Annotated in this window: 18 protein-coding genes; 11 read left to right on the top strand and 7 right to left on the bottom strand. The window is 55.6% G+C overall.

Annotation, left to right across the window (positions count from 1 at the left end; all coding sequences use genetic code 11):
* Nucleotides 1–38: 38 nt before the first annotated feature.
* Nucleotides 39–593, bottom strand: a complete 555-nt coding sequence (locus ACXADJ_RS02265; protein ID WP_475062598.1) for a copper chaperone PCu(A)C — start codon at nt 591–593, stop codon at nt 39–41.
* Nucleotides 594–853: 260 nt separating this feature from the next.
* Between ACXADJ_RS02265 and prmA the strand changes: the two genes are divergently transcribed.
* The 7 genes from prmA to ACXADJ_RS02230 all read left to right on the top strand — a co-directional run bounded on the left by prmA (nt 854) and on the right by ACXADJ_RS02230 (nt 10,663).
* Entirely contained in the window at nt 854–1,747 is an 894-nt protein-coding gene (gene prmA, locus ACXADJ_RS02260; protein WP_475062596.1) for a 50S ribosomal protein L11 methyltransferase, read from the top strand.
* Between the two features lie 80 nt (nt 1,748–1,827).
* Nucleotides 1,828–3,405, top strand: coding sequence for a DUF3426 domain-containing protein (locus tag ACXADJ_RS02255; protein WP_475062594.1), 1,578 nt, complete (start codon nt 1,828–1,830; stop codon nt 3,403–3,405).
* Nucleotides 3,406–3,734: 329 nt separating this feature from the next.
* On the top strand, nt 3,735–4,673 hold the full coding sequence (gene dusB / locus ACXADJ_RS02250; protein ID WP_475062592.1) for a tRNA dihydrouridine synthase DusB: 939 nt from the start codon (nt 3,735–3,737) through the stop codon (nt 4,671–4,673).
* Nucleotides 4,670–4,984 carry a DNA-binding transcriptional regulator Fis gene (gene fis, locus ACXADJ_RS02245; protein ID WP_036535542.1) on the top strand — a complete coding sequence of 105 codons (315 nt, stop codon included), beginning with the start codon at nt 4,670–4,672 and terminating at the stop codon, nt 4,982–4,984. Before dusB ends, fis begins: the two co-directional genes overlap by 4 nt.
* An 84-nt stretch (nt 4,985–5,068) precedes the next feature.
* On the top strand, nt 5,069–6,700 hold the full coding sequence (purH, locus tag ACXADJ_RS02240) for a bifunctional phosphoribosylaminoimidazolecarboxamide formyltransferase/IMP cyclohydrolase (RefSeq protein ID WP_475062590.1): 1,632 nt from the start codon (nt 5,069–5,071) through the stop codon (nt 6,698–6,700).
* Nucleotides 6,701–6,791: 91 nt separating this feature from the next.
* Nucleotides 6,792–8,093: a phosphoribosylamine--glycine ligase gene (gene purD, locus ACXADJ_RS02235; RefSeq protein WP_475062588.1), complete on the top strand. Its 1,302-nt coding sequence runs from the start codon at nt 6,792–6,794 to the stop codon at nt 8,091–8,093.
* Between the two features lie 152 nt (nt 8,094–8,245).
* Nucleotides 8,246–10,663: a response regulator gene (locus ACXADJ_RS02230; RefSeq protein ID WP_475062585.1), complete on the top strand. Its 2,418-nt coding sequence runs from the start codon at nt 8,246–8,248 to the stop codon at nt 10,661–10,663.
* A gap of 23 nt (nt 10,664–10,686) precedes the next feature.
* Here the strand turns inward: ACXADJ_RS02230 and ACXADJ_RS02225 are convergent, their stop codons facing one another.
* Complete coding sequence (locus tag ACXADJ_RS02225; protein WP_475062582.1) at nt 10,687–12,183, bottom strand: AAA family ATPase; 1,497 nt, start codon at nt 12,181–12,183, stop codon at nt 10,687–10,689.
* 146 nt (nt 12,184–12,329) lie between these two features.
* On the opposite strand from ACXADJ_RS02225, the gene coq7 reads away from it, so the two are divergent.
* A complete protein-coding gene (gene coq7, locus ACXADJ_RS02220; RefSeq protein WP_475062580.1) occupies nt 12,330–12,977 on the top strand; it encodes a 2-polyprenyl-3-methyl-6-methoxy-1,4-benzoquinone monooxygenase in 648 nt (215 codons plus the stop codon).
* Between the two features lie 174 nt (nt 12,978–13,151).
* Entirely contained in the window at nt 13,152–13,394 is a 243-nt protein-coding gene (locus tag ACXADJ_RS02215; protein ID WP_028293429.1) for a hypothetical protein, read from the top strand.
* An 81-nt stretch (nt 13,395–13,475) separates the two neighbouring features.
* On the opposite strand, the gene ilvN is transcribed toward ACXADJ_RS02215, so the two are convergent.
* Together ilvN and ACXADJ_RS02205 are read right to left on the bottom strand one after the other, a co-directional pair.
* Nucleotides 13,476–13,967: an acetolactate synthase small subunit gene (gene ilvN / locus ACXADJ_RS02210; RefSeq protein ID WP_028293428.1), complete on the bottom strand. Its 492-nt coding sequence runs from the start codon at nt 13,965–13,967 to the stop codon at nt 13,476–13,478.
* A gap of 2 nt (nt 13,968–13,969) precedes the next feature.
* On the bottom strand, nt 13,970–15,694 hold the full coding sequence (locus ACXADJ_RS02205; RefSeq protein WP_028293427.1) for an acetolactate synthase 3 large subunit: 1,725 nt from the start codon (nt 15,692–15,694) through the stop codon (nt 13,970–13,972).
* A 650-nt stretch (nt 15,695–16,344) separates the two neighbouring features.
* On the opposite strand from ACXADJ_RS02205, the gene ACXADJ_RS02200 reads away from it, so the two are divergent.
* Nucleotides 16,345–16,779 (top strand): DUF4124 domain-containing protein, encoded by a 435-nt coding sequence (locus ACXADJ_RS02200; RefSeq protein ID WP_475062575.1) that lies wholly within the window; start codon nt 16,345–16,347, stop codon nt 16,777–16,779.
* Here the strand turns inward: ACXADJ_RS02200 and pgeF are convergent.
* Nucleotides 16,760–17,539 (bottom strand): peptidoglycan editing factor PgeF, encoded by a 780-nt coding sequence (gene pgeF / locus ACXADJ_RS02195; protein ID WP_475062573.1) that lies wholly within the window; start codon nt 17,537–17,539, stop codon nt 16,760–16,762. The two genes, ACXADJ_RS02200 and pgeF, sit on opposite strands and share 20 nt — an antisense overlap.
* Nucleotides 17,540–17,576: 37 nt before the next feature.
* The gene (rluD, locus tag ACXADJ_RS02190; protein ID WP_475062571.1) at nt 17,577–18,533 is read right to left on the bottom strand and encodes a 23S rRNA pseudouridine(1911/1915/1917) synthase RluD; all 957 of its coding nucleotides are present in this window, start codon (nt 18,531–18,533) and stop codon (nt 17,577–17,579) included.
* Between the two features lie 135 nt (nt 18,534–18,668).
* Here rluD and ACXADJ_RS02185 point away from each other — a divergent pair, with 135 nt between their 5' ends.
* Nucleotides 18,669–19,508, top strand: a complete 840-nt coding sequence (locus ACXADJ_RS02185) for an outer membrane protein assembly factor BamD (RefSeq protein ID WP_475062567.1) — start codon at nt 18,669–18,671, stop codon at nt 19,506–19,508.
* 118 nt (nt 19,509–19,626) lie between these two features.
* On the opposite strand, the gene ACXADJ_RS02180 is transcribed toward ACXADJ_RS02185, so the two are convergent.
* Complete coding sequence (locus ACXADJ_RS02180) at nt 19,627–21,258, bottom strand: NAD+ synthase (protein WP_475062565.1); 1,632 nt, start codon at nt 21,256–21,258, stop codon at nt 19,627–19,629.
* Nucleotides 21,259–21,296: the final 38 nt, after the last annotated feature.

Here is a 21,296-nt window from a genome sequence, read left to right as displayed (position 1 = left end):
CGATATTTCTCTCTCGACCGTAGCGCTTCGCCTGTCTGTTACATCGCCATCGGCTGATGATGACCCTCTTTGCCCGGCATCACCATGTTGCGCAAATCGACCAGCTTTGCCTGATACGAAAGGCAACCGGATTTACTGAAACACAGTTCCAGCGGCAACTCACCGCCAACGGTTGCTGGCAACGGCTGTTGCACATCGAAGATCATCAGGTGCAATCCACCGGGCTCTAGGGTCACAGAGCCATTGGCCGGTACCTTGATGCTGTCGACCTGCCGCATTTTCATCACACCGTTTTCATGTTTGTGGGTATGCAGTTCAATGCGCCCAGCCCAGCGGGCGCTGGCTGACGTCAGTGTTTCATTTGAATCGGTGTGATTCTTCAGCACCATAAAAGCCGCGGTCATGGTCTTGCCCGGAATAGGCTGTCGTACCATCGGGCTTTCTGCCGAGATCGCCCGGCCTCCGTGAGACACCACATCGCCAGCAGACGCTGTGTTCTGTGCCATCACGCTGGCGCTGCCCATGCAGCACAGCCCCAGTACTAGCCCCTGTAATATGGCTGCCATGGAACCCACCGGTTTCAATCTCATCATCCTGTTTCTCCTTGGTTTCGCCACTTGTTCTGCAGTTATTCAACTGCTTTCACTTGGTTAAGAGGCGAGCAATACATACGGTTCGTTTTGGCTATTATTAACGGTAATGGCGAAAAAGTGTTCCATCGCGGTCAAGGCTGTGGAGAAAACGGGTGCGTCCAGTTGTCGCAGATAGGCTCACACCACCACAAACTGGACGCTTTCGGGCTTTTTCGGCAAACTCGCCGCCCATCAATCCTTCCAACGTATCAGGCATATCAATGAGTCAATGGGTTCAACTGCGGATCAAGGCACAAGCACACCAGGTCGAAGCGGCCGAAAATGCACTACTGGCACTGGGTGCTGTCTCGGTTACCTTGCAGGACGATGCCGATCAACCCATTCTGGAACCGGAACTGGGCACCACCCCGATTTGGGATAACACCCTGATCATTGGTCTGTTTACCGCCGATACAGACACTGAACAAACCCTGGAGCAATTTCCACTGATGTTTGCGGTCGAAGGTGGCCAGGGACAGCCGGAACTAAAATGGGAGCAGGTTGAAGACAAGGATTGGGTACGCGCCTGGATGGACAGCTACAAGCCCATGCAGTTTGGCGAGCGCCTCTGGATTTGCCCAAGCTGGTGCAAGCCACCACAACCCGACGCCACCAATTTGATGCTCGACCCCGGTCTGGCATTTGGCACCGGCACCCATCCAACCACCGCCCTGTGCTTGCAGTACCTGGATCAGGCCGTCGAAGGTGATGAACTGGTCATGGACTACGGCTGTGGCAGCGGCATTCTGGGTATGGCTGCCCTGTTGCTGGGTTCCAGCAAGATGATTGGTGTAGACATTGACCCTCAGGCGTTGATCGCCACCCGCGACAATGCCGACCGCAATGGCCTGAGCCACGAGCTGTTTGATGTTTACCTGCCACAAGACACACCTGCGGTAAAAGCCGATATGACGGTGGCCAATATTCTCGCAGGCCCACTGCAACAATTGGCCCCAACCCTCGCAGAACTGACACGTTCCGGCGGTAAACTGGCGCTTTCCGGCTTGCTCGCACACCAGGCCGACGAAGTAATTGCTACCTATAGCGAATGGTTTGTGATGAATGCCCCCAAGCAAATGGAAGATTGGGTTATGCTATCTGGCATCAGAAAGTAGCGGCTTTGACCCTTCGGGGTTGAACGCTCGCTGCTCACTATCCAAATATTTATTGAATCGGTTGTTTCAGGGGAATTTGCATGGCCACGCACGTTACGCGCTGTCCACATTGCCAAACCAGTTTTCGCGTTCGTGACGAGCACCTTAGCCGCGCTGGCGGCAAGGTTCGTTGCGGCTCTTGTTTGCAGGTGTTCAATTGCACCGAGCATTTGGTCAGCGCAGACAGCCTGACACGTAAAACCACAGCCGAAACCTCCGACGACACCAGTTTTGATATTGCAGGCCAACAAGAGGTGGACGCCAACCAGCTGTTCGACAGCATGTTTGGTGCTGCCGCCGATGATGAGCCAGACAGCAAAGCCGACCTCAGCGACGAACTTGACCCGGGCGAGTTCATTGCTGACGAGCCAGTTACCCGCGAAGCCTTGCGCAAAAAGGAACAGAAACAACGTGGTAGCGCTGCGGCCAGCAAACCGTCCATCGACGACGACGACTTTCTGATCCACGACGACATGGATCTGGAAGACGACGAAATTGCTGACGACCCCTATTCCGACAACAACCTGAGAACACCGGACCAGTTAAAGCGCCCGAAGCCATCTTCCGTGATTGATCTGGAAGATAACCTGATTGATCGCGTAGCGGACGACAGCTCACTGTCGTCCACCATCGTCGATGGTAACGCCTACAGTCTTGATGATATTGAAGACGATCAGGATGAAGACGACGAAGCCTGGGCCAAAGCACTGCTGGATGACGATACACCGGCCCATATTGAAAGAGAACTTGGGCTGGAGTCAGCGTCAGAGTCGTCCGGTTCCGGCAGTCCGTCGAAATCAGACAGCAGTGCCGCTAGTAACATCAACGCAGGCAACATCAACGCCGGTAACACCAGTAGTACAGGCCTGGGGCAGGCCGCAGCAAGCTCAAGTCTCAACGCCAGGTCTCGCGATACTCAAACGGCAGATGCCATGACATCCGACTCGCTGGTTGATGAATCGAAAACCCTGCCATTGAATGCCAAACCAAAGCGGATAGATTCATCTCGTATCAATTTTGAATTGGCTGAAGATCAGCCCGATGATGAAAAAGAGTCCGCCTCTTCGGTTCGTCATCAAGCGTTAACCGGCAATTTGCAGCCAACGCCGTTGGCGTTAAAAACCCGCCAACGAGCCAACAAGAACAACACGCTGTTTACTCTGGCAACAGTGGCTTTGTTGGTGCTGTTTGCCGGTCAGGTGTTGTTTTTCAACTTCCAGAGCTGGGCCAAAGACCCACAGTGGAGACCGGTGTATCAGGTTGTCTGTCAGTTGTCAGGTTGCGTTCTACCGAGTGTTCAGGACGTCAATGCCATGACCACCCGTAATCTGGTCGTACGCTCTCACCCTGAACTGGCCAACGCGCTGGTGGTGGATGTATTGCTGGTGAACAACAAAGACTTCTCGCAGCCGTTCCCGGACTTGTCGTTGCAGTTTACCGACCTTAACGAAAACACCGTCGCCAGCCGGGTATTCCACCCGGATGAATACCTGTCAGGTGAAGCCGCCGGGCAGCAACTAATGCCCAGCAAGACGCCGATTCATGTTGCTCTGGAAATCATCGACCCCGGTCAGGAAGCGGTCAGCTACGCAGTGAACCTGCTTGCGAATCAGGAATAAAACAGCTTCAAGAGCAAACCGCTCCGGCCACTTGGAACTGGAGCAAAAGTCCAACAAGCGTAAGACCACACCCACAATTTTCTACAGATTCGTATTGACAAAACCGCTGTTTTTCGCAGCGTCAGCGCAATTCCAGCCAACCACAATCCCGCCCCACTGAAGACCCTTATTGCTGTAAAAAAATTGCCATATAAACCGCTGGTTGGTCTTTATTCAGCCAATCCATACGAGTATTATACCGCGACTTTTTCCGCACACTTTTTGATCAACCTGAATCCATGCCAATAATCGGACCTTACACGCTCAGTAGCCCTGCAGTTCTGGCTCCTATGGCGGGGGTCACTGACCTTCCGTTTCGACGCCTGTGCCGCAAGCTGGGTGCCGGTCTGGTGGTTGGTGAGATGATCGCTGCCAATGCGGACCTGCGAAATACCCGCAAGTCCATGCAGCGCCTGGATCACACAGGCGAACCGGAACCGGTCGCCATTCAGATTGCAGGCAGTGAACCCGAAGCGTTGGCCGAATGTGCGCGCTTTACGGTGGAACAAGGCGCTCACATTGTTGATATCAACATGGGTTGCCCTGCCAAAAAAGTATGCAACAAGGCAGCTGGCTCGGCGTTGATGAAAGACGAAGGGCTGGTGAAAGAAATTCTGCACGCAGTGGTTGAAGCCGTGAATGTACCGGTCACGCTGAAAATGCGTACCGGCTGGGACGTTGAACACAAGAACGCCCCGATCATTGCCGCGCTGGCGCAAGACGCTGGCATTCAATCACTGGCGGTTCATGGCCGAACCCGCGCATGTGCGTATCGTAATACGGTTGAATACGACACCATCCGCACCGTGAAACAATCGGTATCCATACCGGTGTTTGCCAACGGCGACATTACCACGCCCCAGAAGGCGGTCGAAGTAATGGAATTCACGGGAGCCGACGGTGTACTGATTGGACGGGCAGCCCAGGGTAACCCCTGGATTTTCCGTCAGATCAATGAATTTCTGGCAACAGGCAAGGAACCGGCACAACCGTTACTGGCGGATATTCAAGCCACCCTGTTGCAGCATCTGACTGCCTTGTATGACTTCTATGGCGACTACGCTGGATTGCGCATCGCCCGCAAGCACGTTGGCTGGTATCTGGCCACACAGCCGGGAGCAACCGAGTTCCGGCGCCAGTTTAACCAGTTGGAATCGACCGACGAACAAGGAGCATCCGTTCGTCAGTTTTTCCTGAAACTCAGGAATTCGAAGGAAATTGCAGCATGAACACCCAAGCTTACATCAAGAAGGTTGATACAGTGACCGAACCCGCAGAACAGCACATCCCATTGGTAACTCCGGCTGAATCCAGCCAAACCCTGCGTGACAGCGTAGAAAAAGCCCTGCAAAACTACTTTGATCAACTCGACGGCCAGGACGTGGCTGGTATTTACGACATGGTGTTGTCCGAAGTTGAAGTGCCGTTGCTGGAAACCGTAATGAAGTACACCCGCGACAACCAGACCAAAGCGTCCATCGTACTGGGCCTGAACCGTGGCACCCTTCGCAAGAAGCTGAAACAGTACGGCATGCTGTAAAACAGCAAGCACCCTTTTTAACTCTTTAGCGGCTATTTTGGCCGCTTTTGTTTTTTCTGAATCCGATTCTCAAAAAGGCCCAATATGAGCATCAGCGCTTCTTCCGCTCCCGATCAATCCGTCAAGGCTCCGGTTCGCCGCGCCCTGATCAGTGTTTCCGACAAAACCGGCATCGTTGAATTCGCCCAACAGCTGAACGAGCTGGGCGTAGAGATCCTGTCCACTGGCGGTACCTACAAACTGCTGTGCGACAACAAGATTCCAGCGGTGGAAGTATCTGATTACACCCAGTTCCCGGAAATGATGGACGGTCGCGTCAAGACTCTGCATCCAAAGGTTCACGGTGGCATTCTGGGCCGTCGTGGTCAGGACGACGACGTGATGGCCGAGCACGGCATCAACCCGATCGACATGGTGGTAGTGAACCTGTACCCGTTCGCTGAAACCGTTGCCCGTCCGGATTGTGACCTGCCGCTGGCAATCGAAAACATCGACATCGGTGGTCCGACCATGGTTCGCTCTGCCGCCAAGAACCACGCTCATGTTGCCATCGTGGTAAAGGCTTCCGACTACGGTTCCCTGATTGCCGAGCTGAAAGCCGACAACGGTCTGAGCTACAAGACCCGTTTTGGCCTGATGCTGAAAGCCTTCGAGCACACTGCCGCTTACGACGGCATGATCGCCAACTACCTCGGCACCATCGACCAGACCGCTGACGAACTGAGCACTGACGGCCGTGCGGACTTCCCGCAAACCTTCAACAGCCAGTTCATCAAGGCGCAGGACATGCGCTACGGTGAAAACCCACACCAGAAAGCGGCTTTCTATGTGGAAGCTAACCCGGCCGAAGCGTCTATTGCCACTGCCAAGCAGCTGCAAGGCAAAGAGCTGTCCTACAACAACGTCGCCGACACCGACGCTGCTCTGGAATGTGTGAAATCCTTCACCAAGCCAGCCTGTGTGATCGTCAAGCACGCCAACCCATGTGGCGTTGCGGTTGTTCCTGAAGAAGACGGCGGCATCCGCAAAGCCTACGACCTTGCCTTCGAAACCGACACCGAATCTGCCTTTGGTGGCATCATCGCCTTCAACCGCGAACTGGATGCCGAAACGGCCAAAGCCATCGTTGATCGTCAGTTCGTTGAAGTGATCATTGCGCCAAAAGTATCCGCTGAAGCCGCTGAAATCGTTGAAGCCAAGAAGAACGTGCGTCTGCTGGAATGTGGCCAATGGTCTGCCGAACGCGCTGCAGACCTCGACTTCAAACGCGTGAACGGCGGTCTGCTGGTGCAGTCCCGTGACAACGGCATGATCACCGTTGATGACCTGAAAGTGGTTACCAAACGCGCACCAACCGAAGCGGAACTGAACGACCTGATCTTCAGCTGGAAAGTGGCCAAGTTCGTGAAATCCAACGCCATCGTTTACGGTAAAAACCGTCAAACCGTGGGTGTGGGCGCAGGCCAGATGAGCCGCGTGAACTCCGCCCGTATCGCTGGCATCAAGGCAGAACACGCCGGTTTGCAGGTTGAAGGTGCCGTAATGGCATCCGATGCGTTCTTCCCGTTCCGTGATGGCATCGACAACGCTGCCAAAGCCGGTATCAAGGCCATCATCCAGCCAGGTGGCTCCATGCGTGACGAAGAAGTCATCGCTGCCGCCGACGAAGCGGGCATTGCGATGGTGTTCACCGGTATGCGTCACTTCCGCCACTAAGACAGGGCCAGACGTCTGACGCTGGACGTCTGAAGCTAAATTTTGCGTCGGACGTCCGACTTCAGACGTCCGACCCAATGGAGAAAGTATTATGAAAGTACTAGTCATCGGCTCCGGCGGTCGCGAACACGCGCTGGCCTGGAAAGCTCTGCAATCCCCACTGGTAGAGAAGGTTTTTGTTGCTCCGGGCAACGCCGGTACCGCCCGTGAAGACAACATGGAAAACGTTGCCATCGACGTGATGGACTTCGACGGCCTGCAGAAGTTTGCCGAAGAAAATAGCGTTGGCCTGACCATCGTTGGCCCAGAAGCGCCACTTGTAGGTGGTGTGGTTAACCAGTTTCAGGCTGCTGGCTTGAAAATCTTTGGCCCATCCGAAGGTGCAGCCCAGTTGGAAGGCTCCAAGGCCTTCACCAAGGACTTCCTGGCGCGCCAGCAAATCCCGACCGCTGAGTACCAGAACTTCACCGAAGTTGAGCCAGCACTGGCTTACCTGAGTGAAAAGGGCGCGCCAATCGTCGTGAAAGCCGACGGTCTGGCCGCTGGTAAAGGCGTAATCGTTGCCGAAACACTGCAACAAGCTGAAGAAGCCGTAAAAGACATGCTATCTGGCAACGCCTTTGGTGATGCAGGCTGTCGTGTTGTTATCGAAGAATTCCTGACCGGTGAAGAAGCCTCTTTCATCGTTATGGTCGATGGCAAAAACGTGCTGACCATGGCCACCAGCCAGGATCACAAGCGTGTTGGCGACGGCGACACCGGCCCGAACACTGGCGGCATGGGCGCTTATTCCCCAGCTCCGGTTGTGACTCAGGAAATCCATGACCGCATCATGGAAGAAGTGATCTACCCAACCGTTAACGGCATGGCTGCGGAAGGCAACGACTACACTGGCTTCCTTTACGCCGGTCTGATGATCGACGCTTCTGGCGCGCCCAAAGTGATCGAATACAACTGCCGTTTCGGTGATCCGGAAACCCAGCCCATCATGATGCGCATGAAGTCCGACATGGTTGCGCACTGCCTGGCAGCGCTGGAAGGCAAACTGGACAGCGAAGTGGCTGACTGGGATTCCCGTGCCTCCATGGGCGTGGTGCTGGCTGCTGGAGGCTACCCGGCCGACTACCGCAAGGGCGATGTGATCTCCCTGCCAGAGAACGACGGTGACAACCGCAAGGTGTTCCACGCCGGTACCAAACTGGCTGACAACACCGATAGCGGCAGCGACGTTCTGACCGCTGGCGGTCGTGTATTGTGCGCAACCGCACTGGGCAACAGCGTCAGCGAAGCTCAGCAAGCGGCTTACGAACTGGCTGCCAAAGTCAGCTGGGATGGCATGTTCTACCGTAAGGACATCGGTTACCGCGCCATCGCGCGTGAGCAAAAGTCCTGATCCTGCCGGAATCTGACCGCGCCGGGACAGCTGTCTGACAGACTGTCCCACCGGAGCAACCGGACTTCTGGTATGCTCCGGGGTTCTTAAACCAGCCGGTCAAGATTTACCGCTGGAGAGCATTGGGCGATAAACAGGGAGAATGTGTAGTCATGGCTGTGTTGATGGGTATGTTGAAGAATGCCTTGAAGCGCCACAGACAATGGTCGCTGTGCCTGCTACTGAACATCCTGTTCGTCCCCGCCGCACTGGCCATTGGCCCAGTGATGCTGTCCGATGGCAACTACCGCCACAAACTGGGCGAGTACATTGCGGTTCTGAAAGTTGCAGCGGACGACGCGCCAGTAGATCTTCAGTCCCGTGATGTGCAACTGCGGTTTGAACCCAACCACAGCGACGACCTCAGACTGGGCGACAAAACCAGCGAATACTGGCTGCGCCTGTCGATTCACAACCCGTTCCGGGAAGCCCACTCCGGCGTGGTGACACTGGAAAATGCCCGCTTGCTCGAAGCGGTGCTGTTCGGCAATGTCAGCAACGACCGCCGCTCAAACGATCAGCCGTCCCATTACCAGCACTCGCGTAACGGTCACAGCAACGATTCACTAACACTGCTATCCGATCCCAACATCTACGACCGCCAACACGCCTTATTGATTAACGTGGCCGGACTGACCACCAATACCTACCTGCTGAAAATCACGCCTTCAGGCTTCCAGAGCAGCAGCATTACCCTCTCGAATTCAGAAGAATTTCGCGCTGAAGAAAAATGGCGCTTTACCCGCAATGGCCTGATTATCGGCTGGCTGCTGGCAACGTCGGCGTATTTTTTGTACCTGTTCATCAGCCGCGCTTCGCGCTTTGCCGGCTTTTCAGCCTTGCACTCGGTCATGGGCGCCGCCTTTGTCGCCAACGAATCCGGAATGCTGGCGCAAATGCTGAGCATGTCGCCGATCACCAAGGAAATGACCTCCGGTTTGCTGGTCGGAATATCCATTGCTTCACTGTTCGCCGCCGCCCGTACTCTGGATTGGTCTGGCGAGCGCGCCAACCTGATGCGTCAGGTATTGAGCTGGAGCGCCGCTCTGGTGCTGTTGGTCAATCTGGTGTTCTCGATCTTTTGCATGGGAACATCCAACTTCTACCACCTGATTTTCACCCTGGGTTGCCTTTACAGCCTGACTGCGCTACTGACCTTTGGCAGCACCCGGGAACAACGCCCACGTTATTGGTTCCTGGCCGGTACCTGTCTGGCATCGTTTGGTATCACCGCCCTGCTACTGACCCAACTGAACGTCATCGACATGATCAGTTGGAGCTACCTGCTCTGTGTTCTGCTGCCCCTGATCATTGCCTGTACCCTGGTGCTGGTGAGTTTTGAACTGGATAGCGGCCGCAACCGCCCACTGGAATCCATCAACCGTGGCATCACGGTATCGCCGGCCATGCTGTCGCAAATTGGCCACGAACTGCGCACCCCGATCAACGGCGTACTGGGTATGAACGAACTGCTGGCCGACACCCCATTGAGCGAAAGCCAGCGCGACTTCACCGAAACCATTGCCCACGCTGGCCGTGAGATGCTTCACGTCGCCAACGAGATTTCAGTATTGGCGAAGATTCAGGACGATCACCTGGAACTGGATACCCGCTCCTTCGACCTGGTCAACCTGCTGAACAAATGCCTGTCGCATTTCCAGCTGGAAGCCAACCGTAAGCAAATTGAGCTGGTTGTCGACCACTCCGAAGACCTGCCCGTTCGGGTGCTGGGAGACCGCAATCGTCTGCAAACCCTGCTGCATAACCTCTACTCGCACTTACTGTCTCATACCGAGCGCGGCGAAGTGCGCACCCATGTCAGCCCTCAAAGCGGCAAGTCCGGTGTGATGGAAAGTGTCTCGATCCAGATTCACCTGCACGGCTCGTTCACCAATAGAGATGACCTGCGGGTGATGGTTGACCAACTGGCCCATAACGATAAACCCGCCGAGGGTCAAAGCTGGAATCTGAGCGTGACCCAGCGCTTGCTACGCTATATGAAAGCCGGCATTGAGCTGGAAAGCATCGGCAATCAGGATGCGGCCATGACCTTGTATGTGCCAATGGCGGCCGAGAAACCCGAGAACATGCCAGCCAGCGGCAGTGAAGACAGCCTGATTGGCCTGAGCGTCCTGATCGTCGACGACAATGCCTCGCTGCGCAAAGTAATCGACAAGCAGATCCGCCGCTGGGGCATCCGGGTGGACAGCACCCACAGCGGTAAGGAAGCACTGGCGATGATGCGTAATATGGCCGAGTCCGGCCAGCCTTATGATACCGCCATCGTCGATCAGGACATGCCCGGCATGAACGGACTGGAGCTGATGCAGCGCATGAACGATGACGACCATATCTCACCCAAGCCTAGTGTGCTGATGCTGACCGGCCTCAGCATCAGCTCGGTACGGGAGAGCGCCCATGCGGTGGGGATTTATCACTTGCTCGGCAAGCCCGCCAGCGGCGAGCGCCTGAAACGTGCGTTACTTGAATTGAAATACCGGCCCGACCGGCCATCGAGCCTGTCGGACTAGCATCCTTTCTAACTGGGCCCAGCCTATTGGTCCGCCAGCACCGCTCGGCCATCGGCCCAGCGGCGCAAGGCATCCAGCTGTTCCGCCATGGTGACCGACAGAGGCACGGTGTTGCGAATGGCCGCCAACAACGAATCGGTATCCAGAGTTAATGCACCATCCGCCCCTTCTGAGCCCTTTTGCACACTGCGCTCGTACCAGGCCGATACCACCGCCTGCTCGATTTCCGCACCCGAGAACCCTTCACTGGCAATCGCCAACAGCGGCATATCGAAGGCATCCGGGTCCTGGCCGCGGCGCTTGAGGTGAATGGCAAAAATTTCGCCTCGAACATCCGTCGATGGTAAATCCACAAAGAAGAGTTCGTCCAAACGGCCCTTACGCATCAGCTCGGGCGGCAGTACATGAATGTTGTTGGCCGTAGCCACCACAAACACCCGCGACCGATGCTCTGCCAGCCAGGTCAGCAAAGCGCCCAACACCCGTTGGCTAACGCCGCTGTCGTTGCTGTCACCGGACATGGCTTTCTCGATTTCATCAATCCACACCACACACGGCGACATCAGCTCGGCCAGTTGCAACGACTGACGCAAATTACGCTCGGTTTCCCCAAAGAACTTGTTGTACAACGCGCCCATATCAAGACGCAGTAACGGCACGCCCCAGCTGCCAGCCACTGCCTTGGCCGCCAACGACTTGCCGCCACCCTGAATACCAAACAGCATCATGCCCTTGGGACGCAGGTCGTTGTCCGCCGTCAAAAAGCCTTGCTGGCGGCTGTGCAGCCATTGCTTCATGGCCGACAAACCGGCCACGTCCGAGAACCGGGCAGTGTCGTACTCAAACGACATTACCCCGGCCATGTCCATCAGCTCCAGTTTGGCCTTGCTGATTTCCGGCACGTCGTCGCGGGTAATGGCACCGTCGTCGACAATCGCCCCACGAATCAGCCGTCTGGCATCCGAAAAGGTCAGGCCCTTGAGGTTAGCTACCAGCTTGTTGAGGGTTTGCTCATCCGTTTTCACCCGCTTGCCAGAATGAGCCGAATAATGACGGGCTTCTTCCTGCACCAGAGAGATCAACTGTTCTTCGTTTGGCATTTGCAGCTGAAAACGCGCCGCCAGGCGCTGAAGCTCGGCGGGTAACTTCAACTGATGGCTGATCAACACCAGGGTTTTACCGCTGCTTTCGGCCTGCAAGGCAATGTCTTTCAGCAACCGGGTAATCTGGGGTTCATCAATGAAAGGGTGGAGATCGCAGAACACCCAAATGCCATCCTGACTGTGCTGCTTGATACTCAGCAACGCACGCACCGGGTCTTCACTTTGCTCGACACCATTCTCTTCACCAAAACCCAACCGCCGCAGGCCGTCGGTCAGTGTCCACTGCTGAATCGCCTTGCCACGCTTGATCGCCAGCCGGGTCAGCAGGTCCAGCGCCCTGGGCTCTTCCCAGGTTTCAATCACCAGCAACGGAGTTTTGCGCTCCAGCATCAACGAAAGATCATGTACGTCTTGCATGCGTTCCCTTCTTTTCGATCCACAACAGCCAGCATCCTAGCATCTGAGTCTGACGGGAATCATGCAAGTCGGCTCAGAAAGCCGTAAACTGTACCAACTGGTTTTAAGGGCAGGTGTTTTGATTGCCCGCGTGTGAGGTAGTGTTTATGAAGCAACGTCGTCGTTATTCCCTGTTTGACCGTCTGATCACCAGTGGTGACCAGGCTCTGCGTACTTTGGTGCCCGGTGCAGCAACCGCCAGCCGTGCTACTCCGGCACGCGAGCGTGACGCCGCTGAAATGACCGATGCCGAAAAGAAACACGCCGCAGGACTGATGCGCATTAACCACACTGGCGAAGTGTGTGCCCAGGCCTTGTACCAGGGACAAGCTCTGACCGCCAGACTGCCCAATGTGCGCGATGCGATGGAAGAAGCCGCCGAAGAAGAGATCGACCACCTGGTGTGGTGTGAAGACCGTATCAAGGAGCTGGGCGGCCGTACCAGCCTGCTGAATCCGATGTTTTACGGTTTATCACTGGGTATTGGTGCTGCTGCTGGCAAAATCAGCGACCGGGTCAGCCTCGGTTTTGTGGCCGCTACCGAAGAACAAGTGTGCAACCACCTGACTCGTCACCTGAGCGAACTGCCAGTCCAAGACGACAAGAGCAAAGCCGTGCTGCTGCAAATGCTGGAAGACGAATCCAAACACGCCAGCGCCGCACTGGACGCCGGTGGTCACAAGTTCCCATTCCCGGTGAAGCTGGCCATGACCGGCATTTCCAAGGTAATGACCAAGTCGGTTTACCGCGTCTAAAGTATCCCCCCCTCTGCCACTTCCATCACCGCATCTGCTCTGATGCGGTGCACGGTGTCAGGCTTGTCAGAGCCTTTGGCTATAGAGCGCACAGCGTTTAGATAAAATACGACTTTCCCCGGCAGCACCGACAAGACTGGCTTATTTTTATAACAGTTGTTGTCGGAGGCTGTTATGAGATTACCCAACCCTGTTCAATGGTTGCGCCAGGTATTTAACCTGCCGGATACCCCAGACCTGCAATGGATTCGCACTGAAACCCATAAACGCCGGTTGGAACAGGTGAAAACCGGCTGGATCATCGCTGGCCTGCTGATGTTGGGGATGGACAACAACGCCGCCGTCTTTATGTTCGGATTCTTCTGTATTTTCCTGACCTTTGCCTTTCTGGAGCGCGATACCCAGGAAGAGTCCTGACATTCAGAAATCTCGCCCATAAAAAAACCGCGCTTCGGTCTCCCGAAGCGCGGTTTTTGCTGAGCCAGAGCAGTGCTCTGATCAGATGCTTAGTACTTTCTCGCCGCGGGAAATACCGGAGACACCGGTACGTACGGTTTCCAGTACCTGAGCGGTACCAATCGCCTCAATAAAGGCTTCCAGCTTGTCGGTCGCACCGGTCAGCTGGATGGTGTAAACGCTAGGCGATACGTCAACGATCTGACCACGGAAGATATCCGCAGTACGCTTGATCTCGGCACGCTGGGCACCCACCGCTTTCACCTTGATCAGCATCAGCTCACGTTCGATGTGCTGACCTTCAGACAGGTCGACCAGCTTGACCACTTCAATCAGCTTGTTCAGCTGCTTGGTGATTTGCTCGATCTTGCGATCGTCACCGTGGGTGGTCATGGTCAGACGCGACAGGGTCTCGTCTTCGGTTGGTGCCACCGTCAGGGTTTCGATGTTGTAACCACGCTGGGCAAACAGGCCCACTACGCGGGACAAGGCGCCTGGTTCGTTTTCCAACAGGATAGAAATGATATGACGCATGATCAGGTACGCTCCGTCTTGCTCAGCCACATGTCGCGCATGGAGCCCATTGGCACCTGCATTGGGTATACGTGTTCTTCAGGGTCAACAGCAACGTCCAGGAATACCAGACGGTCCTTGTATTTCACCAGCGCATCTTCGAGTGCCTGTGGCAGCTCGTCGCGGCTCTTAACCTGAATACCCACGTGGCCATAAGCTTCAGCCAGCGCCACAAAGTCCGGCAGCGACTCCATGTAGGAGTTGGAGTGACGACCTTCGTAGTTCATGTCCTGCCACTGACGCACCATACCCAGTGAGCCGTTGTTCAGACACAGGATTTTCACGGGAATGCCGTACTGCAAGCAGGTGGACATTTCCTGAATGTTCATCTGGATGGAGCCTTCACCGGTTACACACACAACGTCGTGGTCCGGGAAGTTCATTTTCACACCCATGGCGGCCGGGAAGCCGAAGCCCATGGTGCCCAGACCACCGGAGTTGATCCAGCGGTTCGGCTTGTCGAACTTGTAGTACTGAGCCGCGAACATCTGGTGCTGACCTACGTCAGACGTTACGAACGCGTCGCCATTGGTGGCTTTCCACATGGCTTCGATCACTTCCTGAGGCTTCATCAGGCCGTTATCGTTTTTCTCGTAACGCATGGCGTGGCGTGGACGCCATTCGTTGATCTGCTTCCACCAGGAGGCAATGGCATCGGCATCCGGGGTTTCACCGGCTTCGTCCAGCAACGCCATCATTTCTTCCAGCACGTTGCCCACCGGACCAACGATCGGAACGTCGACCATGATGGTCTTGGAAATCGAAGACGGATCAATATCGATATGAACGATCTTGGCATCCGGGCAGAACTTGTTGGTCGCGTTGGTTACGCGGTCGTCGAAACGAGCACCCACCGCCAGAATTACATCGGCGTTGTGCATAGCCATGTTGGCTTCGTAGGTGCCGTGCATGCCCAACATACCCAGTGAACGATCACCGGTACCCGGGTAACAGCCCAGGCCCATCAGGGTTTGGGTGCATGGGAAATCCAGACGATCCACCAGCGCGCGCAGCTTGTCGGAGCTGCCATCGATGATCACACCACCACCGGCGTAAATGACCGGACGCTTGGCCTTCAGCAGCAACTCAACGGCCTTTTTGATCTGACCGGAGTGGCCACGCTGAGGCGGCGTGTAGGAACGCAGTTTGACCTTTTTCGGATACGAGTACTCGTAGCGCTCGTTCGGCATGGTCATGTCTTTTGGAATATCAATCACAACCGGGCCCGGACGGCCGGTGCTGGCAATGTAGAACGCCTTGGCCACCAGTTCAGGAATCTCTTCCGGACGACGCACGCTGAAGCTGTGCTTAACGATTGGACGGGATACGCCCAGCATATCGGTTTCCTGGAAGGCATCGTCGCCCACCAGATGGCTCATCACCTGACCGGAGATGACAACCATAGGAATAGAATCGGTAAAGGCAGTCGCAATACCGGTAACGGTATTGGTTGCGCCCGGACCTGAAGTCACCATGACCACACCTGGTTTGCCGGTCGCACGGGCATAACCATCGGCCATATGGGCAGCGGCCTGCTCGTGACGGACCAGTACGTGTTTCACGGCACTTTGCTTGTATACGGCATCGTAGACGTGTAGCAGCGAGCCACCCGGATAGCCGTAGATGTATTCAACGCCTGCTTCGTGCAACGCACGAACCAGCATGTCTCCGCCGGAAAGTAATTCCACCGTACTTATCCTCTTGCACAGGCTCTTCTCAGAGCATGAGTGAAAACCATTACTTGCAGGACCACACCAGTAAAACTGGCGATACCAGCGTAATCCCCTGTTTGAGGATGAATAACTTGTAGTTGCTCATCAGAATCCCGACGTCGTTCGGACGTTCGGGGAGTATCGGAACTGGATCGGAGGATAACCGTTCTCCAGGAAACTTTGTCAACATGGACTCATGGTGTCGAATCCGACAATTGACAAAGGCCCGGCAATTCTAGCATTGCGGCCGTGTTTGTCCAGAGAACATGGGGCCTTCAGCGATGAATAGCAGGGACACTCTGAATAACTCTGCACAGCCCTGCGCGTGTCCTGCAGGTCGTAAGAACAAGGCGGCGAATGTAGCGGAATGGCTGGCCCTTGCCAAATTCGCCAACGCCGTTCTGGCGGGCTGCAGGCCGCGCCCGAAGGGGATGGCAGGGCATTGCTGATTCCGTGTCGCTGATTTTTGACTTGACCTATCAGGCCTGCAAATCAGCTTCGTGACTCAGCGTCGCCCTGTCATCCAGAGCGGGCACCGAGTTATGCAGAGTGTCCCTTATCGCCTTGACTTGTTACGGGAATGGAATAGTGTCTTGCAAACACCGATCGGCTTTACGGGTTTATCCATGCCTTCTGTTTTTGTAGTACTGACTGGCAGCCTGACATTACTTGCCGCCCTGAACGCCTCTGCCGAGGTCTATCGTTGGGTCGATGACGCTGGCCAGGTGCATTTCAGCAGTCAGATTCCCCACGACCGCACGCCGCAGAAATACAAGCTCAACATGAATTACGAAGGTGATCGGATTGAGCGTGACTCACTTGAAGAAATCGCCAATCCGGAGCTGAAAGCCAAGCGCCTTGAGCAACAAGCCGCACAGCAAAAGCAACAGCAGCGGGACGCCACCTGCCAGCAAGGCAAAGATTACCAACAGCTACTGGCCGCCGGCCCCAATCAGAACTTCCGCATGCCGGGCGAGCAACAACCTCGCGCCATGACGGCCGCAGAATACGCCGCCGAACAACGCAAGGCCGAACGCATGATCAACGAGAACTGTCGTTAAACCAGATAACACTGGCCTGACGACCAGTTTGAGAATTACGGCGATAGGAATAGAAAGTGTCTGGCTCAGATACAGTACAACCGTCGTAGGCGTACACTTGCTCAACACCTTGTTGCGCCAGCACCCAGCGGGCCAGACCATAGATATTGGCGTACAAACGGTCCCCCTGCCCCGGGGTAAACAGATCGTCTGGCGCAGCGGCGAACGCCGCCCGCACGTCCGGGCCAACTTCAAATTGCTGCGGCCCAATCGCAGGCCCAAGATAAGCCACCACGTTGGCCGGATCGACAAATCGTGACAGGGTATTTTCCAGCACGCCATTCGCTAAACCACGCCAGCCCGCATGGGCCGCCGCAACTTTCGCATGGTCATTATTCGAAACACCTGCACCGCTCTGACAAGCAAACAGCACCGGCAAACAATCCGCCGTCATCACTGCGCAGGCCATCCCCGGTTCCGCGGTGTAGCAGGCATCGGCGTCCAGTACCGTCGGAGCGGATGCCAACAGACAGTCGGTGCCGTGGGTTTGGTTCAACCATTGAATCGACTGAGCGCCTCTGAGTTGATTCAACAACTGCAACCGATTGGCCACCACGCTTGCCGGATGATCCCCTACGTGCAACCCCAGATTGGCGTCGCCATAGTCGGATTGTGTCGCAGAGCCGGCAGCGTTCGCTGTTAACCCTGTCTGACGACGCGTCGTAAAGGCAATGGAGACTCCTGTTGGAGTCGGCCAGGATGGTTGCAGCAGTTCAATCATAAAACCGTCCGGTATCTGGAGGTGCTGTTTTTGGGCACTACTTTATTGCAGCATCTGCATCCAGTGTAGCCAGCAATTCCTTGAAGTCTTCCGGCAAATCCACTTCCCATTCCATCCATTCCTGTTCAACCGGGTGCAACAGAGCCAGCGCTTTGGCATGCAGCGCCTGACGCGGGAAGGATTGCAGCATGTTGCGCAGTTGCGGACCAATGCCTTTGGTCAGACGACTGCGAGCGGCATAGGTCGCATCGCCTACCAGTGGATGGCCAATGTGCGTCATGTGCACACGAATCTGGTGGGTACGGCCGGTTTCCAGCTTGCAACGAATATGAGTGTGGGTCGGGTACTTTTTCACAACCCGATAGTGAGTCACCGCGTCTTTTCCCATTGGGTTGACGGCCATTTTGGTACGCTGGGTGCCGTGACGACCGATCGGCTCATCCACCTTGCCACCACCGGTCATATAACCCTGTACCACCGCTTCGTACTCACGCCCCATGGTGCGGTCCTGCAACTGGGCCACCAGACCCGCTTGCGCTTGCAGGCTCTTGGCAACCACCATCAAGCCGGTGGTGTCTTTATCCAGGCGGTGAACAATACCGGCACGCGGAATCTTGATCAGGTCCGGACAATGATGCAGCAAACCGTTCAACAACGTGCCGGTATGATTGCCCGCAGCCGGGTGCACCACCAGATTGGATGGCTTGTTCAGTACCAGAATGTGGTCGTCTTCGTAGACGATATCCAGATCCATCGACTCTGGCAGCCATTCGCCTTCGGCTTCCAGCTCGGCTTGCAATATCAGGGTTTCACCGCCGGTCAGCTTGTCGCGGCCACGCATCGGCTGACCATTTACTGTCAGCTGTCCGTCCTTGATCCACTGTTGCAGGCGGGAGCGCGAAAAATCGGGAAACAGCTGGGCTGCCACCTGGTCGAGGCGTTTGTTCCCTAATTCAAAGGGAACCTCTATTTGTTGGGAAATCTCGTTGGACATAAAGACTCTGGCTAACATTCGAAGGCAACTGTGGTCACACAGCGGATCTGGCGGGTTGTTGGGGTCACAGAAAGGTCTGTGCTTTAATACCGCGCTTTATTGTTAGCATTATATCCAGAATCAGGAATTCACTCCATGACACGTCGCTGGCTCATCCTTCCTATTGCCCTACTGTTGGCTGCCTGTTCCGGCCCCCAAAGCAAGATGAGTGAACAATCGGAGCAAGAACTCTACACCGAAGCCCGCGATGCCCTTGATCGTGACTCCAACAACATTGCCATCGAAAAGCTGAAAAACCTGGAAAGCCGTTACCCGTTTGGCCAGTACGCCGAGCAAGCTCAGCTGGAATTGATTTACGCCTACTTTAACAGCGGCAACTACGAAGAAGCGCTGACATCGGCCGAGCGTTTTATTCGTTTGCACCCGCTGCACCCGCAGGTGGACTACGCCTATTACCTGCGTGCGCTGGTGACTTACGAAATGGGCTTTTCGATGATCGAGCGTCGACTGTCAGACGACGTTGCCAAGCGCGACCCACTGCCACTGCGTAACTCGTTCCGTTACTTCTCGGAACTGATGATGCGTTTCCCGGACAGCCAGTACGTTGCCGATGCCCGCGCTCGCATGGTGTTCCTGCGTGAGCGTCTGGCCAGCCATGAGCTGGGTGTTGCGCGCTACTACATGAAACGTCACGCGTTTGTGGCTGCTGCCAACCGCGCCAACCAGATCGTTACCCAATACCCTCGTACCAAAGCCGTCGCCGATGCGCTGGCGCTGATGGTCGAGGCGTATCACGAACTGAAACTGCAAGACGAAGAAGCCACGAGTCTGGCGCTGCTGAAAAAGAACTTCCCCAACCACCAGCAGTTGAAAGATGGCGAGTTTGAATCCAGCCGTCTGGCCGACACCGACCGCGGCACCCTGCTGGAAGTACTGAGCTTTGGCCTCTATGAAGAGTCTGACGATCAGGACTGATCTGCTCGCGTCGGTCTGGCCCGAACACTTAAGCCAGACAATCAGACACTAAAAAAGCGCCCAAGGACGCTTTTTTAGTGTTCATCATTTTTACAGACAGACGAAATGTGAAAGCGGATCAGATCCCCGCTTTCCAGCCATTGGTAATTGGGTAGCGACGATCACGACCAAAGCCGCGACGGGTCACCCGCACGCCAACTGGCGCCTGACGACGCTTGTATTCATTCACATCCACCAGCCGCACTACCCGCATCACGTCTTCACGCTCAAAACCTTCGGCAATGATGGTGTCAGCGCTTTTATCAAACTCGATGTAGGCTTCCAGAATGGCATCCAGTACCGGATAGGCAGGCAAGCTGTCTTCGTCGACCTGATCCGGCGCCAGCTCCGCTGATGGCGGACGGGTGATCACACGCTCCGGAATCACTTCGCCATCGGCCAGGGTATTGCGGTAGCGCGCCAGATCGAACACACGAGTTTTATAGACGTCTTTCAGAGCGCCGTAGCCGCCGGCCATATCGCCATACAGCGTGGCGTAACCCACGGCCATTTCGCTCTTGTTACCAGTGGTCAGCACCATGTAACCGGTTTTGTTGGACATTGCCATCAGCAGCACACCGCGACAACGGGATTGCAGGTTTTCTTCGGTGGTATCCACCGCCAAACCTTCAAACCCCGGTGCCAACGCGGACATAAAGGCGTTGTACATGGGTTCAATGGAAATCGACTCGTACTGCACACCCATACGTTCTGCTTGCAGTGCGGCATCCTGTTTACTCATATCCGAAGTGTACTGGAACGGCATCATCACCGCTCGAACTCGCTCAGGCCCCAGCGCGTCTACCGCAATGGCCAGCGTCAGCGCCGAATCGATCCCGCCCGACAAGCCCAGTACCACACCCTTGAAACGATTCTTGTTCACATAATCCCGAACACCCGTTACCAGCGCGCCGTAAAGGCTGGCCAATTCGTCTTCATGGGCCACCAGCGCTGCATCGGAAGCGGCTGTCAGCGTTTCGCCGTCCCAGCACACCATGCCAATCTGGCTATGGTATTCAGGCAACTGTTGAACCACTTCACCGCGTTGGTTCATGGCAAACGAAGCACCGTCGAACACCAGTTCGTCCTGACCGCCCACCTGGTTGACGTACAGCAGTGGAATCTTGTGTTGAATACAGTGGCCAGACACCAGCTGCGTGCGTTCGTCCTGTTTACCAATGTGGTACGGCGATGCGTTGAGGTTCAGAATTACTTCAGCACCGGCTTCGACACAGTGCTGAACCGGCGCTGGATGCCAGACGTCCTCGCACACCGTCAGGCCCACTTTGTGGCCAAATAATTCGACCACAAGGGAATCCCGACCGGTGGCAAAGTAGCGCTTTTCGTCAAACACCTGATAGTTTGGCAGGCACTGCTTGGCGTAACGACCAACGCATTCGCCATCGAGCCAAACCCCGGCACAGTTGTACAACTGACCAGCGTCTTTCCAGGGAAAGCCCGTCACAATGGCAATGTTCTGGCTGTGTTTGGCCAGCTGACCCAGCGCCGTGCTAACGCGCAATTGCAGGCTTGGACGCAACAGCAGATCTTCTGGCGGGTAGCCGGTCAGAGCCAGTTCGGAAAAGACAATGACGTTAGCGCCAGCAGACCGGGCTTTTTCGGTCTCGGCGATCATCAATTCGCAATTTCCCTCAATATCGCCAACGTGGAAATTGCATTGCGCCATCGCAATCTGGAGTGACTCTGACATGCTCTCGGGTTACCTTCTCGTATTTTTCGGCGATATTG

The organism is Oceanobacter sp. ABM4_470 (assembly GCF_056158645.1).
The sequence above is the reverse complement of the archived record's forward strand: the minus strand, read 5'-3'. Positions and strand labels throughout refer to the sequence as shown.

Excerpts from the sequence above, each read along its gene's own strand:
- ACXADJ_RS02265 (WP_475062598.1), bottom strand. The coding sequence starts at position 593 with ATGATGAGATTGAAACCGGTGGGTTCCATGGCAGCCATATTACAGGGG.
- prmA (WP_475062596.1), top strand. The coding sequence starts at position 854 with ATGAGTCAATGGGTTCAACTGCGGATCAAGGCACAAGCACACCAGGTC.
- ACXADJ_RS02255 (WP_475062594.1), top strand. The coding sequence starts at position 1,828 with ATGGCCACGCACGTTACGCGCTGTCCACATTGCCAAACCAGTTTTCGC.
- dusB (WP_475062592.1), top strand. The coding sequence starts at position 3,735 with ATGGCGGGGGTCACTGACCTTCCGTTTCGACGCCTGTGCCGCAAGCTG.
- fis (WP_036535542.1), top strand. The coding sequence starts at position 4,670 with ATGAACACCCAAGCTTACATCAAGAAGGTTGATACAGTGACCGAACCC.
- purH (WP_475062590.1), top strand. The coding sequence starts at position 5,069 with ATGAGCATCAGCGCTTCTTCCGCTCCCGATCAATCCGTCAAGGCTCCG.
- purD (WP_475062588.1), top strand. The coding sequence starts at position 6,792 with ATGAAAGTACTAGTCATCGGCTCCGGCGGTCGCGAACACGCGCTGGCC.
- ACXADJ_RS02230 (WP_475062585.1), top strand. The coding sequence starts at position 8,246 with ATGGCTGTGTTGATGGGTATGTTGAAGAATGCCTTGAAGCGCCACAGA.
- ACXADJ_RS02225 (WP_475062582.1), bottom strand. The coding sequence starts at position 12,183 with ATGCAAGACGTACATGATCTTTCGTTGATGCTGGAGCGCAAAACTCCG.
- coq7 (WP_475062580.1), top strand. The coding sequence starts at position 12,330 with ATGAAGCAACGTCGTCGTTATTCCCTGTTTGACCGTCTGATCACCAGT.
- ACXADJ_RS02215 (WP_028293429.1), top strand. The coding sequence starts at position 13,152 with ATGAGATTACCCAACCCTGTTCAATGGTTGCGCCAGGTATTTAACCTG.
- ilvN (WP_028293428.1), bottom strand. The coding sequence starts at position 13,967 with ATGCGTCATATCATTTCTATCCTGTTGGAAAACGAACCAGGCGCCTTG.
- ACXADJ_RS02200 (WP_475062575.1), top strand. The coding sequence starts at position 16,345 with ATGCCTTCTGTTTTTGTAGTACTGACTGGCAGCCTGACATTACTTGCC.
- pgeF (WP_475062573.1), bottom strand. The coding sequence starts at position 17,539 with ATGATTGAACTGCTGCAACCATCCTGGCCGACTCCAACAGGAGTCTCC.
- rluD (WP_475062571.1), bottom strand. The coding sequence starts at position 18,533 with ATGTCCAACGAGATTTCCCAACAAATAGAGGTTCCCTTTGAATTAGGG.
- ACXADJ_RS02185 (WP_475062567.1), top strand. The coding sequence starts at position 18,669 with ATGACACGTCGCTGGCTCATCCTTCCTATTGCCCTACTGTTGGCTGCC.
- ACXADJ_RS02180 (WP_475062565.1), bottom strand. The coding sequence starts at position 21,258 with ATGTCAGAGTCACTCCAGATTGCGATGGCGCAATGCAATTTCCACGTT.